This window comes from Pseudomonas californiensis (assembly GCF_021147775.1).
GTDB classification, from domain to species: domain Bacteria; phylum Pseudomonadota; class Gammaproteobacteria; order Pseudomonadales; family Pseudomonadaceae; genus Aquipseudomonas; species Aquipseudomonas californiensis.
In genome coordinates this window covers 80,068-95,227 of record NZ_JAGTPK010000020.1, presented here as the reverse complement: position 1 = coordinate 95,227, position 15,160 = coordinate 80,068, and the positions used below count along the sequence as shown (strand labels likewise).

Genomic DNA, 15,160 nt, shown 5'->3' with positions numbered 1-15,160 from the left:
CGCGATTGCCGACGCAGAAAGCCAGTGAGATCGAGCATCTACTGCCGCATCAATGGATGCCTGGCTGATCTACGCAAGGCGTATTCCCCATACGCTTACCCCCTCCCGGACACCAAAAGCTCATAAATGCTCCACCGCAACCGTCAACAGGGGCGTCTTGCTCGCGCCATCGGCCTAAGATGATTCCGTCAAGACGTGTCTACCGGACGGTTACTTTTTGGGGCGCCCTGCTTGACGATAATATCATCATGACACCTATACTCGTGCAGCATCATCGGGCATCGAGGACGTAAGCTTGATCGACCGAATCGTCAATCGACGATCGTTGTCGTTCGCCGCGCAGTGACTCTGTGGCAGCTGGCTTTCAGGCTTATTTTGTAGGCCATGATGCGTTCAAGAGCAAATCATCTGAACTTCATTCAGTCTCTGAAGCGATGCATTGGCTGCCGATCTGACGTAAGACTGACCGAGGGCAAGGAATGCACATCGTTGGTGGTCTATATCGCGAGTTATGTGATGTACCGTTCTGGGACTCTACGCTGGGCTCTGGAGGTCGCGCTGCTTTGGCCGCCAACGCACTGGTTTCGGGTGTCAAGTTTACCACTTATGCCTCCCCCGCTGATCGCTCCGCATTGGTTTCGCTGGAATCGCAGGGAATCATCACGCATGCCGCTACCAGGCCATCACCAATAGTCTTCGCGTATTTCCACCCCCTTTCTTCGCCCCATATTGAGCCACCCCGCGCGTCCATCGGCCGCGAGAACTCGATATCGGTGAATGGGAACGCCGTTTTGCGCTTCGGCTTTCTTGAGGGAGATGCGATGGTCACGGCAAATCGGGCCGTATACGACCCGCAAACCTGGCATAACCCGCCATCATTTGGAGCCAATGGATCGACGGCCAGAGAATTGGCCTTAGTAATGAATGAACTGGAAGCGCGTCAGATAACTGGAATCGATGAACTGCACTCAGCGGCGCAACACCTGCTCAAAAATCAACGCGCACAGGTTGTCGTGATCAAACAAGGTGCACGTGGGGCCTCGGTTTACGAGGGTGTAGGCAAGATTTCACACATACCGGCTTATCGTTCCAGCAGTGTTTTTAAAATCGGAACAGGTGACATATTTACTGCCGTATTTGCGGTTTATTGGGCGCAAAACGAGCTGCCGCCTCACCAAGCTGCAGATTTGGCGTCACGGTCGGTATCTGTCTATTGCGATACCCGTGCGTTCGAGTTTGATGAATCCATCCTCATGCAACGTCAGCCTATCTCATCCGGGATAGGCGGCAGGGTTCGTCTGGAAGGTGGTGTTGATTCACTAGGACAGCGATACACGATGGAAGAAGCCCGGTTTGCATTGCGCGAACTGGGTGTAGATGTGACATGTCCACAGATTGAAACGGCGAACGCTGGCTGGAATACGGATGCGACCTTGATAATCAATTATGACTTATCCGTGGAGTCCCTGGCACGAATTGCAGAAGACCGAGCCCGATCAATTCCGATCATCACACTTCACGAGCCTAATACTGCCGCTAGTGTATTAATCGTTGCAACAGAGACAACGAATGACTTCACGACAGCAATGTACCTCGCTGCCTGGGCTGCTGGCGAAGCCGCTGCCACTCACTGAAAGATAAAATAATAATTGGCATCGCCCGCAGGGTCGTGCAACGGAATGTAACCAGCTGAGGCCAGATCGATCCATGGCGGACGTCTATATCATATATGCCAAAGAAAATAGCAAGACAGCGTTGAAGGTTCGCGATCTCCTCTCTGCGTCTTGGAGCGTGTGGCTGGACGATTTGATAGTTGGCGACTTCAGTGTCGCGATTACAGAGAATCTCAAAGAAGCGAAATGCGTCGTTGCTCTGTATTCCTCATTTGCTCACAAGCACACCATCACTGGTGAGCTGAGTTTGGCAGAAAAATATCAAAAGAAGGTCGTCCCTCTCATTTTGGATGACAGTGATCCGCCCTACCCATATGGTCACTTCAGCAGTGTTGATTTCCGGTCATGGCAGGGCGAAGCAGACCACTCATGCTTTCAGCTGCTGCAGAAGAAAATTGGGCTCGTTATTCCTCCTCAGGGTAAGCCCGTCCGGTTAGCCACGATAGCTGGCGGCGCGCTTGCGCTTCCTAATGTCTTCATGTCTGTTTCGTCACACGAGACACAGTTCGATCCCGTAGAAGCGCTGGAAGCATTAACGGTGTATCCAACGCGCTCGATTCTTGTTTCTGCCTATGACCTTGTTAATTCTGAATCGCGACACAAGATGATTGCTGAAATAAAGACCTATCGGGACCAAGGCGGTTTTGTTCTCATCGACTCGGGCAACTATGAGGCCTACCGCCTGAATGACAAACAGTGGAAGCCATCGAACCTGAAGCGCGCGCTAACCGATACGCCACACGATTGGGCGTTCTGTTTTGACAACATGACCCCCAGTGACAGATTCGAAGTGGCGGTAAGGCAGGTCATAAAAGCAGTGGAGCGTGACGCCAAGCACACTTCTGCTCCGGTGCTACCCATCATTCACGTCAAGCAGACCCCTAAGGGGCTCGAAAGACTTCCTCGGATCGTCAGGGCGATATCCGAGCACCTGCAACCGCCTGTCATCGCTATTCCGGAAAGGGAATTGGGTGCGGGTCTTGCGCAGCGTGCATTGACTGTCAGACATATCAGGGATGAACTGGACAAGCTGCCCTATTACCAACCCATTCATCTACTGGGCACTGGAAACCCGTGGAGCATTGCGCTACTGGCTGCCGCTGGCGCGGACACGTTCGACGGTCTTGAATGGTGTCGGTTTGCGGTAGACCCAGAGCTTGAGCGGCTTCACCACTTTCAACACTTCGATTTTTTCAAAACGAAAAGGATCCGAAGTGAATTTATGGACAGGGTGATGGCAAACGACAATATAGGCTACGCAGGCAAGGTTGCGTTCCACAATCTAGAGTATTATGCGGAGTTTGGCCGAATCATGCGTGACATGTATTCGAAAGGCCGCGAAGAACCGTTTGCCATGGGAGTTACCGGCATGAAAAGCGCCGAGCTTCGATCGCTATTCCCAGGAATTTTTCTATGACCACTTATAGCGCTGAAGCGCTCTGCAGAGCTGTCGCTGCGGTCTGTCCAGATATTCGCACACGTATCGAAGCCGGCGCTGTGTCTGACGAGCGTCATCTATGGTGGGAGCTTTCGTGCTGCATTCTCAGTAGCCAGGTCCCCTACCCGCTCGCTATTGCAGCCGCAGATGCCATCGATGAACGTGGCTATCTTCATCACAACACACAACACAGCGAGCACCTTGCTGAGAAATTGTTTGAAGTGCTCAGTACCCCTCTCGATATCGACGGTAAAAAACGCACTTACAGGTTTCCCAGGGCAAAAGCCGGTCACTTGGCGTCCACGTGGGCGGCCGTAGCAAACGTTGGCGGCTCACTTAAGGCGCTGATCAGTGGTGACGTCAGTGATGTACGCGCGTGGCTGGTGACCCATGCATCCGGTATGGGCCCCAAGCAAGCCAGTATGTTTTTGCGCAATTGCGGGGTTACTTATGACTTGGCAATCCTTGATCGGCACGTGCTCAATTACATGTCTGCCCAGGGTATATATTCAGGCACGCAGGTATCCATATCCGGACTGAATCAATATGGCAGGCATGAAGACAGGCTTCGTGACCATGCCCGGGAAATGGACTGCCCGGTTGGTCTTTTGGATTGGGCCATATGGATCGTTATGCGCGTTGCAAATCGCAAGCAGGAGGCTGTTTTAGTATGAGTATTGTGACACTAGTTTCGGGAGGCCTAGACTCCACGCTCGTTGCCAAGTTGGCACAGGAGCAAGGCCTGCAGATATTTCCCCTTTTTGTAGATTATGGTCAACGAGCCCGCGACAGAGAGCTCGCGGCCTGCAAGCTGGCCATGCAGAAGCTTGGACTCCCTGAGCCCGAAATTGCCTGTCTGTCGGGATTTGGCAGGTTGATTCGCTCGGGACTCACCGACCCTTCCTTGCACATCATTGACGACGCCTTCACTCCCGGCCGAAACATGCTGTTTCTGTTGACCGCCGCCGCTTACGCCCATCAGAAAAACGCCGATGCGATCTCGATCGGATTGCTTCACGAAAGCACCAGCCTATTTCCTGATCAGACCTCTGGATTCCTCGAAGAGGCTGAGCGCATGATAACTCTATGCATGGGCCGGAATATCAAGGTGCTTGCACCGCTCTCATCGTTCATCAAACCTGACGTCGTGACGCTGGCAGCCGAGAAAGGCATCTCTCAGACCTACTCGTGCCACCTGGGTGAAGAACAACCGTGCGGCAACTGTATCGCCTGCAACGAGTTCAAATTTGAGGATGCCAATGATGGGCGGTAGCAGCACAGGTGGATGGAGCCGACTCGGTGATGTCAGGTCTCTGGAGCAAAAAGCCAAGGCTGCTCTAAATGAGGGCAAGCGCAACGTGTTCATCAGTTTTGCCACCGAGGACATGGCTGAGGTCAATCTGCTCAGGGGACAGGCAAAAAACGATAACAACGACATCGAGTTCAATGATCATTCAGTCCGCGAACCCTACGACAGTGAACAGGCGGAGTACATCAAGCGCAAGATCGCCGAGCGCATCAACCGCTCCTATATCACTGTGGTCTTCATTTCCAAGGACACTGCCCAGAGCAAGTGGGTGAAATGGGAGGTGGAAAAGAGCTTAGAGCTTAGCAAGAAGGTTGTAGCTGTACATTCCGGTAAGCAGTTCAGCGGAACTGAGCCTAAATGGGTGTCAGAACACAAGATCAAAACGGTGCCCTGGTCGAAGCTCTCCGACGAGCTCAAATAAGCTGCCGGCAGGAAGGTGTTTAGCTTCTGAAATTAGCGCCCTACTCCTGCCGGTAGTCGTTTCGCGCGCGAGGCGCTGTCAATTGTCCTTCCTTGCCTCCCACTGGGTGTGCTCGCGAGAAAACGCGTTCTCGGCGTCACCTACAAATGTCGACAAATGCTCATCTTTTTTCAGCTCATCGGCCTGTTCACGGATAAGCGTGATCTCATGCGCAGTAAGTGCGTAAGACGCAGATAGCTCAGTGAAGCGTTTTGCCTGCATCCACGCCAGAATACTTGCTGCAACAGCGATCAGCACGTCAGTCGGAAAGTATTGGTATTCCACGTTGGCTATCTTGATCAGCGCACATCCAAAAGCGATGGCGTTAACGGAGATCAATGCAATGAAGAAATACTTGGCGGCCTGGGCGTTGAAGTTAGCTTTACGTGAATACCATCCCAGTTGGTCGTTGATCCGGAATTCGATGTACGTATCGCGCCGGGTTTCGAAATCACCAGCCCTTATCTGCTTCATCTTGTGTGTAATCTGCTGGGCCGGAAGATGCGTGAGCAGCTTGTTCGACACGCCTGGGTTTTGCTCAACCACTTGCGTAAGCTTTGCCAGCAAATGCTTCTTGGCCGCCTCGTCGCTTTCATGAAAAGGTTCTGCGCGGGACACGTAGCGCCACACCATGGTTTTGATTGATTCGGCGACGGCACGCCCTGAATACCAAAGCCGCTCAGGCCGCTGTGTCGCCAAATACACAGAGCTGGCTAATGCGCCGGCTAAAAGAGCCGCCTGCAGGGCCGCTGCACCCCAGTGAGGATAATTGATAACGGAGACGACTGCGGCGGCCACCAACAGCGCCAGGTTAGTGAGCAGCGCGGCAAGAAAATGCTTCTGAGCGGAACCCGACAGCTCATCGGCGGCCTGATAGAGACCAGGGAAATCAGAAATCTGCATCAAGAAACCTCATAGCCGAGCTTTTGATACACGGCTGGCGGATAAAAATAGTTGCCACGCTCACTTGCCGTGGGGTTCGCCAGGGCATGGGCAATAATGGCAGGGGAATACGGGACGAACACTGCCCCGACGTCCTGCAGGATGGGAGGGCAAAGATCAGTATTCACCTGGCGGGCTCCGTCCAGGTTGATGCCGATGAGCTTGCACCCCTTCTCGATCGCTACCTGTATCTCCCAACGCACGTATTTGTGTTTCGAACGCGTGTCCCTGCCAATCAGCAGTGCGAAGGTGCCGGCCATATCAATCCTTTCCCGGCATTTGCGCTTGATGTAATCCTCGTCTTCCGAGTTCAGCGCCATGTTCAACTGGCAGTCGGCGAAATCAAAATCGATCCGAGTGTTTTTCTTCCACGCCCCCATCAGTTCATACATGTGGCGGTCTGTGCTGCTGAAGCCGACGAATGTTCTGGGCAACCCCATTTCGCTGTTCCTTTCTTGAAGTCGTTGGTTGAGCATTGTCGATAACCTCAAACGGTTAGTGCTGAGCCGGAGCCAGCGCTGCGAGCCGTTTCTCTCGGGTTGCTAACACGTGACTTTTGCCCGCCTGATAAGTATCAACCTCCCATTGAGCAATGAAGGCTCCCATAAAATGATTCTCGAACGTCTCGGCTTGCGTGGCGTCTCCGACCGCAAAATAGCAGTTGGCCAAAGTCGCATACACCCAGCGTTTGTCGCTGCGTTCAATGAAATCGGGAGACTGCAGCTCAGGCAACAGAATCTTCAAAATCGCTTCACGGATTTTCTGCGCGCACATGAAGTCGAAAATTCTCTCCGCGTCTTCTGTTTGTATTTGCGCTCGAAACTCGAAGCACAGCGCAAGGTTTTCGCCGTTGTAATAGTCACGCTTGACCTCAAAGCCTCGGCGATAAAAAGCAATGGCTGAGTCAAGTGAAGCTCTATCACCCTCAAGCAACCAGATTCGCTTGACGATCGCTCCCGCAATGCCAACAGTCTCGGGATCATTCGAGCTTTCAGGATTGAGGGGGCTAAGCACCTCCATGGCAGCTCGCAGCGCGGCGAGCTCATCAGGAGTCTTTGACTTATAGGTGCTCAGTGCAAGCTTTTGCAAAATATCAGGCTCACCAGGCTTCATATCCCTTGCAGCAGCGAACTCTACGCTGGCAGCATGATGTTGACTCAGCCGCATCAACTTTTCACCTTCGCGCATGTGATGAAAAAGTCGTTGTTGAGCGGCTTCTGCTTCATCGACCAACTCTTCAAACTCTTCATCCGACATACTCGGCGAGCGCAACCTGGGCAGGAACGTATAAACTGGACTGTCGATAGCCTGGGCGGCCATCACGGCCTCAATCAGGTTACCCAGGGCCTCCGCGGCGCGCCGCGCCTCACGTGCAAGAATATCTTCACCAAAATGCGAATACTGGAAAGTGCTGATGTGATTGAGGTCAAAGTACAGCTTGCCCTTGTCCTCGCTCATGACGATGGTGGAATTCGGTCTCAGCGCGTGACGTACTCCCAGCTCGTAGACGGCGTTTACGTTTCCCGTGGAAATATCGGCGATGACCAGATCTGCCCTGAGCAGCAGGTCGTACATTTTTACGTCGATAAGTCCGGACTGCATGATTTCGTCAGCCCGAACGCAGCGTAAGCCGCGGCTGGTAACAGCGGGCTCGATAATCGTTTCGTACGTTGCATTCAGGTCGAGCGTGCGACCAGACTCATACTCGGTTTTCTTGCCATATCCCATCACGACAAAGCATAACTTCATCACAGCGATCTCTTACTCGCAAAAATTTTTGATCAAAATCGCAGCTATCTATCGATCCTGTTCGTGCACAAGCTAAGCCCATGCAAGGTTCATCAATGATCCCTGGAAAGATATGAAGCAACTGCGAATTCGATCTCCGGCAAAAAGAGCAAATCTGAATCGTGCGACGCACATAGAGCATTCTTTTGAGGTCTGTCAGGCCAAGGGCGGCTAAGGCAGACAATGGGGCTATTCCTACCGCCCGGCAGATGATTTTTAGATTATTGGTTGATCATCAATGCTGGCCAAAACGCCTGGTTAATCACAAGACTGACCGCTTGGTTCGAGTTTTTCTTAACCCCGTCCATGAGCGCTTTGTTGTAGCTAAAATCGTAAATAAACTTAGGATCATCCGAGTTGATTCGAATGCCCAGGAATCCATACCAAAGCAGCAGATCCACCGCGCGACTTGCCTTCTGCTGATCAAGCCCAGATTTAAGAAGAGTATCCATCACCTGCTGCTCAGAAAGGTCGGCGGATGATGCGACGAAAGCGTAGAGAAGGCCATCAGTCTCATCGGACACGTCCTGAAGCTCGTAGCCAATATCGCGCAGCAGATCCGCTGAATAGGCCGCGATGCCTTTCTCTATGTCGCTGCCTTCGATAATTTCGTGGTTGAGGTTGATCGCAAAGCTCTTGCAATGGTTGATCAGATTCAAGAGAAAGCGTGGTCTCATCAAGGAACGCTCTATCAGAAATTGAGACGTTTCCTCGCCCTTGTAATGGCTTACAAAAAGCCGCAGCCAGGCCGACTTGAAGTCCAGGTCTTCTTCAAGACCGTTGGACACGATTCGCAAACGAACGAGCTCGCGTAACAAGTCAGAATCCGTCCAATCCAGCACCACACTGGCTTCCTTGCCGCGGTCAGACGTCTCCTTGACCAGCAGCTCGTAGACGTCGTTGCGCAAAAACACTACCGAGCGCACCTTGATGTTGTCGCTGCTGAACTGACGCTCAATCTTTCTCGTAGCGTCGATCAAAGCTCTGACCATGAGCAGGTCTTCATGCTTCAGTCCGGACGTTGGCCAGCCATTATCAATATTGTCGAAGAGAAGCCATAGCACCTGCTTGTTCTCAAGATAACGTCCCAGTTGCTGTTTGAGTTGCTTGACGTCATGTTTGTACAGGAGCTCGGTCACTTCGAATGAGCTCAGATTGACGCTTTCGGTTGAACCGTATTTGGATTGGTATTCGGAGTAGATTTTTTCCATGAGCATCGACATACGCTCGGAAAAATCGCCTTCTGAATCGTAATCTTCTCCCCGATACAGCTCGGCGAGCTCGCGATAGCCTTCATACAGCCGATGATCATGGATGTGACGCTGTTTGTCTTTTTCCAAAATCTTGTAGCAAATTTCCAGCAGTAGCACGTACTCCCAAAATGCAGTGATCGTGTGCTGGTAGGTGCCTTCGGCAAGAAACTGAAGGATGCGTTCTTTGAATTTGATGAGCTTGTAGCCGTCTGGCTTCAAATCCAAAACGATATTTTTGTTTCGGTTTTTGTCGCGCTCGGCATCCCTGATTTGAAGAAAAATGGCTGATTTTCCAGAACCCTTACGACCGACGACCAAATGCGCCTCGCCACGCAACGATTTCAGAAACTGATCGGTCTCCAGATAATAACGTTCGAGATCTCGCATTTCGTTCTCGGCTGAGGTCGCACCGAGATTGAGCTTTTTGATGAATGACCGCTCGGGCTTCGCGCCGGAAGCCTCAAGCTGCTGAAACGCTTGGGTCACATCGGACGCAAACACCTCAATGGCGCGGTTAACATCATTCGGATGGTAGGTGACCTGGACAAAGTCTCGGTAATCCACTGGGACCGGATCATCGCCTGACTGAAGAATGCACAACGCCTTGCCCATGCCATCGGCCAAACCAGCAATGAAGGCGGCTCGCATGTTGTGGATGGCCGCTCCTGTCGCCCCAGTAGATAGCAACGGAACCACAACACCATAGGATTGTGCAACCTGATTGATCGCGTCATAGGCCGAAAGCCTGGGAGTTTCGTTTGGATCAAAGTTGCGGAAGATGAAACCTGCCTTTTTGATTCTCGAGGTGATGCGTGTCGACCAGTCGGTTTTGTGCGGTGTATACAACAAATAAACCGGTGCTTTGAGATTGAGCGCAGCAGACACGTCAATCGATTTCCAGGCTGATGCGTTGTTCAAAAAAACGCTCAGCTCAGGCGAATTTTGGTATTCCTGAAACCCAAGGGTATCAAAAATACCGACGTCAGAAATTTTCAACCCCTGCGACTGAAGGCTTTTGTTTTTGACAAGCAGAACGCGCTTTGATTTACCAAGGGCGTAGCCAATTTCATACGTGACGTTGAAATTTAGCTCACTGATGTCAGCAACCAGGAAATCGGCTGCATCAATACTTGCCAGCACTTCATCAGAGATGAAGTGACCGACGATGTCCAAGGCCCTCCAGGTAGACACAACCGTTTTCGTATTGGTTCTTGAGCTGGTAGCAACAGCATTCTCAATGGTTTGCCCTATCTCGGCAGGCGTTGACGCGTAAGCAAAAAAGCCAATGACGTCCTTCATATCTTTTCCCTGAATTAACAACCGGCTGTTCTCGCGTATTCAGGATAACTGCCACCATGCCGATGGTAAATGGCTATCAGTATGCCCATCATGCTAGAGCTAGGATCAAGATGCCCGAGACCACTAGCTGGGGTCGAATGCTCCCCGGATCGTACACGTAGCCTGCTTACAGGCAGTCACAGGCTCAGCGGCCATCTTTGTTGGGCTAGAGCTCTCAGCCGCTTGCTTTGCGTCTCCAGGACAGAGATGAATCACAGCTTTCGCCTGTTGCCTGGCTTTGCATTCTGCGGGATTTTTAGCCACAAGATTGCGTCCATGCTGGGCGCACCGAAAAAAGGACCCGAAGGTCGTGATTTCAAATAACACACATCGTTGCTGCTTGTGCCAAAGCTTGCGCGAGGCAGTGCCGAAGCTGTCGCTAGCTCACAGCCCTTGAGATACCAAAGCTACCTAGATCCAGAATATCCGTGGGAGTAAATGTGGGAGTATTTTTTAGACATGAAAAAGCCCAATCTTTTCAGATTGGGCTAACTCATTGAAAAATATGGTCGGGACGGAGTGATTCGAACACTCGACCCCTAGCACCCCATACTATTAATCAGCCTACTCCCACTGCGCACTCAGACACCCGTTGAAATTCGCCCGGTATGCGGCATGTATGCTTCGGGCGTAGGCGGAGAAACGCCGCCCTCTAGCGCATCTATTGAATCCGCCCAATATTGCATCATCCTACGTCTCGGCTCGACGTATTCTGCATGATTGTATGCAGCCCGAATTTGGTTGGTATCAGCGTGTGAAAGCTGCGCCTCAATCCACTCTTCTACAAAGCCAACCTCATTAAGCGCCGTGGAGATGGTAGCCCTGATGCCATGACCGGTGAGCCTTCCTTTGTAACCCATGCGGCTGATCGCGGTGTTAAGGGTATTTTCACTGATCATTTCCTGCGGTTCGTATCGGTGAACCAGCAGGTACCGCGCACCGCGCGCCCTTAACTGCATTAGCCGCTGCACAATTGCAATTGCTTGGGTAGACAGTGGAATTACATAAGGTGGGATCTCATTCCCCTGGGTTCGAACACGACTCCGGAGTTGCTTGACACCCTCCGGCGGCACCAACCAGATCCCTTTGTCGAGGTCGAATTGGTCTGGCGTCGCCGCCCGTAGCTCTCCTGTACGTACGCCTGTCAACAGCAATAGACGAATACCAAGCCGTGTCGCTTCTGCACACCCATAGTGGGCGACGGTCCTGAGTAGTCCTGGAAGCTCATTTACCTGGAGGAAGGGATTATGGCGAACTGGCCGCGGCGTCTCGGCAACGATATCAAGGTCTGCTGCTGGGTTCACATCAACGAGCCCTTCCGCCATGGCAAAACGAAAGATCTGGTTGAGCCAGGTGCGCACCTTTCGAGCAGAGACTAGCGCCCCTCTGCTCTCAATTCGCCTAATGAGCTCCAGCACGTCACCACGAGAAATATCTGAGATCGGAAGATCGCCCAAACACGGCAGCATGTCCTTCTTGAGGTATTTGCTCGCTTGCCCTGCACTGCCCTTCTTACTTTTCGTCAGCTTTTTACTTCGGAACTCATGCCAGCGACCAGCAACCGCTTCAAACGTGTTGTTGGCGGCGTGAGAGGCTTTTTGGCGCTCGGCGCGACGATGTGAGCGGGGATCGATATTGTTGGCCACCAGTGCACGTGTAGCCTCTCTCCGCTGGCGAGCCTCCTTGAGACTGACGTCGGGATAGATGCCAAGGGAAATACGCAATTGCTTGCCATGCCAATAGAAACGGAAATGCCAGCGCTTCGAACCCGTCGTGGGCACTTGCAGAGATAAGCCATCCCCATCAGTTAACGTATAAGGCTTGCTGGCGGGCTTGGCTTGCTTGATCGCTGTATCTGTCAGAGCCATCAGACACCTCCTTTTGCATCTAGGAGGGGAATACAACCCAGCGGTAGACGGACCAATACGAAAATTGATGCGCAAGGCATCGTAAAAGGCTGTGCCAGCGGTGTACTTAAATGTGTACTTAAAAACCGTGGCTGGCGATGGATTCCAGTGGAATTCAGAAAACGAAAAAAGCGGCTCAAGGCCGCTATTTCCGTAACTTCCAGGCGTTCAGTGGGCCTTAGTGGAAGCAAATATGGCGCAGCGGACGGGACTCGAACCCGCGACCCCCGGCGTGACAGGCCGGTATTCTAACCGACTGAACTACCGCTGCGCGTAACACTAAGAGAGAGATTGGTGGGTGATGACGGGATCGAACCGCCGACCCGCTGCTTGTAAGGCAGCTGCTCTCCCAGCTGAGCTAATCACCCTTCACTCTCGGTGTGGCGCGCATTCTACGGAGCGACCTTTACTCTGGCAAGCACTTTTTTAAATAATTTTTATAATCCTTCCAAAGGCTTACAAACACTCAGTGCAGGGTTGGCCGCAGAGGCTGAGGAGCGAATAATGCCCGCCTTTGTATAGAAAGAGAGATTCACCTCATGTGGTTCAAAAACCTGCTTGTCTATCGCCTGACCCAGGATCTGCCTTTCGACGCCCAAGCACTGGAAACGGCGCTGGCAACCAAACCGGCCCGCGCCTGTGCCAGTCAGGAGCTGACCACCTACGGGTTCGTCGCACCGTTCGGCAAAGGCGAAGATGCGCCGCTGGTACACGTCAGCCAGGACTTTCTGCTGATCGCCGCACGCAAGGAAGAACGTATTTTGCCAGGCAGTGTGGTCCGTGACGCACTCAAGGAGAAGGTCGAAGAGATCGAAGCCGAGCAGATGCGCAAGGTCTACAAGAAGGAACGCGATCAACTCAAGGATGAAATCATCCAGGCATTCCTGCCGCGCGCCTTCATCCGCCGTTCGGCAACCTTCGCAGCCATCGCGCCCAAGCAGGGCCTGATTCTGGTCAACGCCTCAAGCCCTAAACGTGCCGAAGACTTGTTGTCGACGCTGCGTGAAGTCATCGGCTCGCTGCCAGTGCGTCCGTTGACCGTCAAGGTCTCGCCAAGCGCGACCATGACCGACTGGGTCAAGACCCAGAAAGCCGCCGACCACTTCTTTGTGCTGGACGAGTGCGAACTGCGCGACACCCACGAAGACGGCGGCATCGTACGTTGCAAGCGTCAGGACCTGACCAGCGATGAAATCCAGCTGCACCTGAACACCGGCAAAGTTGTGACCCAGTTGTCGCTGGCGTGGCAGGACAAACTGTCGTTCGTGCTGGACGACAAAATGGTCGTCAAGCGCCTCAAGTTCGAAGACCTCTTGCAGGATCAGGCCGAGCAGGACGGCGGCGACGAAGCGCTGGGGCAACTCGACGCCAGCTTCACCCTGATGATGCTGACCTTTGGCGAGTTTCTGCCGGAGTTGTTCGAAGCTCTGGGCGGCGAAGAGATTCCTCAAGGGATCTGATACTTCACCCATGCAGGTCGAAACACCGCGCCGTCTTATGACGGCGCATTCATCTGCCTCGTGCTGTCGGTATGAGATAGCGCTTCTATAAAGAAAAGGAACAGGCCATGCGAGCATTGGCAGCCTTGAGTCGTTTTGTCGGTAATACATTTGCGTACTGGGTGCTGCTGTTCGCTATTCTGGCGTTCCTGTTCCCGCAGTTTTTCATCGGCCTGAAAGGCTGGATCGTGCCATTGCTGGGGCTGGTCATGTTCGGCATGGGCCTGACCCTCAAGCTGGAAGATTTTTCCGAAGTAGCGCGCAACCCATGGCGCGTTGCGCTGGGCGTTGTCGCACACTTCGTGATCATGCCCGGCGTGGCGTGGTTGTTGTGCCAGGTATTTCAACTGCCACCGGAAATTGCCGTTGGCGTGATCCTGGTGGGCTGCTGCCCAAGTGGTACGTCTTCCAATGTCATGGCCTGGCTGGCCAAAGGTGATCTGGCGCTGGCGGTGGCTATTGCAGCCGTTACCACCCTGCTCGCCCCGCTGCTGACCCCGACCCTGATCTGGTTTCTGGCATCGGCATGGCTGCCCGTCTCTTTCCTCGACATGTTCTGGTCGATTCTGCAGCTGGTCATGTTGCCGATCGTGCTAGGGGTTGTGGCGCAGCGTCTGCTGGGCGCTCGAGTCAGTTATGCCGTGGATGTACTGCCGCTGGTATCAGTAGTCAGTATCGTGATGATCGTTTGTGCAGTCGTTGCTGCCAGTCAGGCAAAAATCGCCGAATCAGGTCTGCTGATCATGGCGGTGGTCATCCTGCACAACACCTTTGGTTTCCTGTTGGGCTACTTCACCGGCAAGGTCTTCAAATTGCCGCTGCCGCAACGCAAGTCCCTGGCACTGGAAGTCGGCATGCAGAATTCCGGACTGGGTGCCGCACTCGCCAGCGCACACTTCTCGCCACTGGCAGCGGTGCCGAGCGCGCTGTTCAGCGTCTGGCACAACATTTCCGGAGCGCTGCTTTCCACGTACTTTCGAAAGATGCCTGAAGAAGAGACCGGGCCAGCACTGCGAAAGCCTGCGGCCAATTGAGCCCTACCAGCATGTCACCCAGTTGGGCTGATTGGCCTGCGGGTGACATACGCTGATACCCGACTATTGGGCCGGTTGCGCGCTGAGCCAAACGCTCACTGGCGTGTAACCGTCACCATGGCGAAAAAGAGTGGAACTGGTGAAGCTGTAAACATCTTTGCTGACTGCAATTTTGACAACAATTCCCTGCACATCGACACGTGCACTTTCATCGCGCGTCACGAGAAACGCTTTCCCATTCGCCCGCAACGCTTCCAAAGCCTTTCGCCTGTAATCGATACGCTCGTAGACATAGTAGCGATAGGTGAAAGGAACGGTCGCGCCTCCTGCGTCACTCACCACGGCATACAGCATCCCATTGTCACCTATGGGGTAAGTCACTGCGATTCTGGAAAGCGGTGGCTCAACAGGTAGAGCCATGACTATCCAGACAGCCTGAGCGAGGCAAACAAGCAGCAGAGCGATCAACACCTTTTTAGCGATGCTTCGATGTTGCATACTCGATGCCTTCATTTATCC

Annotated in this window: 13 protein-coding genes and 2 tRNA genes; 7 read left to right on the top strand and 8 right to left on the bottom strand. The window is 53.0% G+C overall.

Features of this window, described 5'->3' with window-relative positions:
- Positions 1-479 precede the first annotated feature (479 nt).
- The 5 genes from KDX37_RS19305 to KDX37_RS19285 all read left to right on the top strand — a co-directional run bounded on the left by KDX37_RS19305 (position 480) and on the right by KDX37_RS19285 (position 4,841).
- Positions 480-1,634, top strand: a complete 1,155-nt coding sequence (locus tag KDX37_RS19305) for a carbohydrate kinase family protein (protein WP_231654303.1) — start codon at positions 480-482, stop codon at positions 1,632-1,634.
- A 73-nt stretch (positions 1,635-1,707) separates the two neighbouring features.
- Positions 1,708-3,090 carry a toll/interleukin-1 receptor domain-containing protein gene (locus KDX37_RS19300; protein WP_231654302.1) on the top strand — a complete coding sequence of 461 codons (1,383 nt, stop codon included), beginning with the start codon at positions 1,708-1,710 and terminating at the stop codon, positions 3,088-3,090.
- Positions 3,087-3,785 carry an 8-oxoguanine DNA glycosylase gene (locus KDX37_RS19295; protein ID WP_231654301.1) on the top strand — a complete coding sequence of 233 codons (699 nt, stop codon included), beginning with the start codon at positions 3,087-3,089 and terminating at the stop codon, positions 3,783-3,785. Before KDX37_RS19300 ends, KDX37_RS19295 begins: the two co-directional genes overlap by 4 nt.
- Positions 3,782-4,384 (top strand): 7-cyano-7-deazaguanine synthase, encoded by a 603-nt coding sequence (locus KDX37_RS19290; protein WP_231654300.1) that lies wholly within the window; start codon positions 3,782-3,784, stop codon positions 4,382-4,384. Before KDX37_RS19295 ends, KDX37_RS19290 begins: the two co-directional genes overlap by 4 nt.
- Positions 4,374-4,841, top strand: a complete 468-nt coding sequence (locus KDX37_RS19285; RefSeq protein WP_231654299.1) for a TIR domain-containing protein — start codon at positions 4,374-4,376, stop codon at positions 4,839-4,841. Before KDX37_RS19290 ends, KDX37_RS19285 begins: the two co-directional genes overlap by 11 nt.
- Positions 4,842-4,919: 78 nt before the next feature.
- Here the strand turns inward: KDX37_RS19285 and KDX37_RS19280 are convergent, their stop codons facing one another.
- From KDX37_RS19280 to KDX37_RS19250, 7 genes are all read right to left on the bottom strand, one after another.
- Complete coding sequence (locus tag KDX37_RS19280; protein ID WP_231654298.1) at positions 4,920-5,783, bottom strand: DUF4231 domain-containing protein; 864 nt, start codon at positions 5,781-5,783, stop codon at positions 4,920-4,922.
- Complete coding sequence (locus tag KDX37_RS19275) at positions 5,783-6,262, bottom strand: TIR domain-containing protein (protein WP_231654297.1); 480 nt, start codon at positions 6,260-6,262, stop codon at positions 5,783-5,785. The genes KDX37_RS19280 and KDX37_RS19275 overlap by 1 nt, the downstream gene beginning before the upstream one ends.
- 55 nt (positions 6,263-6,317) lie before the next feature.
- Positions 6,318-7,571, bottom strand: coding sequence for a TRAFs-binding domain-containing protein (locus KDX37_RS19270; RefSeq protein ID WP_231654306.1), 1,254 nt, complete (start codon positions 7,569-7,571; stop codon positions 6,318-6,320).
- A gap of 260 nt (positions 7,572-7,831) precedes the next feature.
- Positions 7,832-10,162 (bottom strand): nucleoside 2-deoxyribosyltransferase, encoded by a 2,331-nt coding sequence (locus tag KDX37_RS19265; RefSeq protein WP_231654296.1) that lies wholly within the window; start codon positions 10,160-10,162, stop codon positions 7,832-7,834.
- A gap of 620 nt (positions 10,163-10,782) precedes the next feature.
- Positions 10,783-12,069, bottom strand: a complete 1,287-nt coding sequence (locus KDX37_RS19260; RefSeq protein WP_231654295.1) for a tyrosine-type recombinase/integrase — start codon at positions 12,067-12,069, stop codon at positions 10,783-10,785.
- Between the two features lie 233 nt (positions 12,070-12,302).
- Positions 12,303-12,379 (bottom strand) — tRNA-Asp (locus KDX37_RS19255).
- Positions 12,380-12,400: 21 nt separating this feature from the next.
- Positions 12,401-12,476 (bottom strand) — tRNA-Val (locus KDX37_RS19250).
- Positions 12,477-12,647: 171 nt separating this feature from the next.
- On the opposite strand from KDX37_RS19250, the gene rdgC reads away from it, so the two are divergent.
- Together rdgC and KDX37_RS19240 are read left to right on the top strand one after the other, a co-directional pair.
- A complete protein-coding gene (gene rdgC / locus KDX37_RS19245; RefSeq protein ID WP_231654294.1) occupies positions 12,648-13,568 on the top strand; it encodes a recombination-associated protein RdgC in 921 nt (306 codons plus the stop codon).
- Positions 13,569-13,675: 107 nt separating this feature from the next.
- Positions 13,676-14,641, top strand: a complete 966-nt coding sequence (locus KDX37_RS19240; protein ID WP_231654293.1) for a bile acid:sodium symporter family protein — start codon at positions 13,676-13,678, stop codon at positions 14,639-14,641.
- Positions 14,642-14,704: 63 nt separating this feature from the next.
- On the opposite strand, the gene KDX37_RS19235 is transcribed toward KDX37_RS19240, so the two are convergent.
- The gene (locus tag KDX37_RS19235) at positions 14,705-15,139 is read right to left on the bottom strand and encodes a hypothetical protein (RefSeq protein ID WP_231654292.1); all 435 of its coding nucleotides are present in this window, start codon (positions 15,137-15,139) and stop codon (positions 14,705-14,707) included.
- Positions 15,140-15,160: the final 21 nt, after the last annotated feature.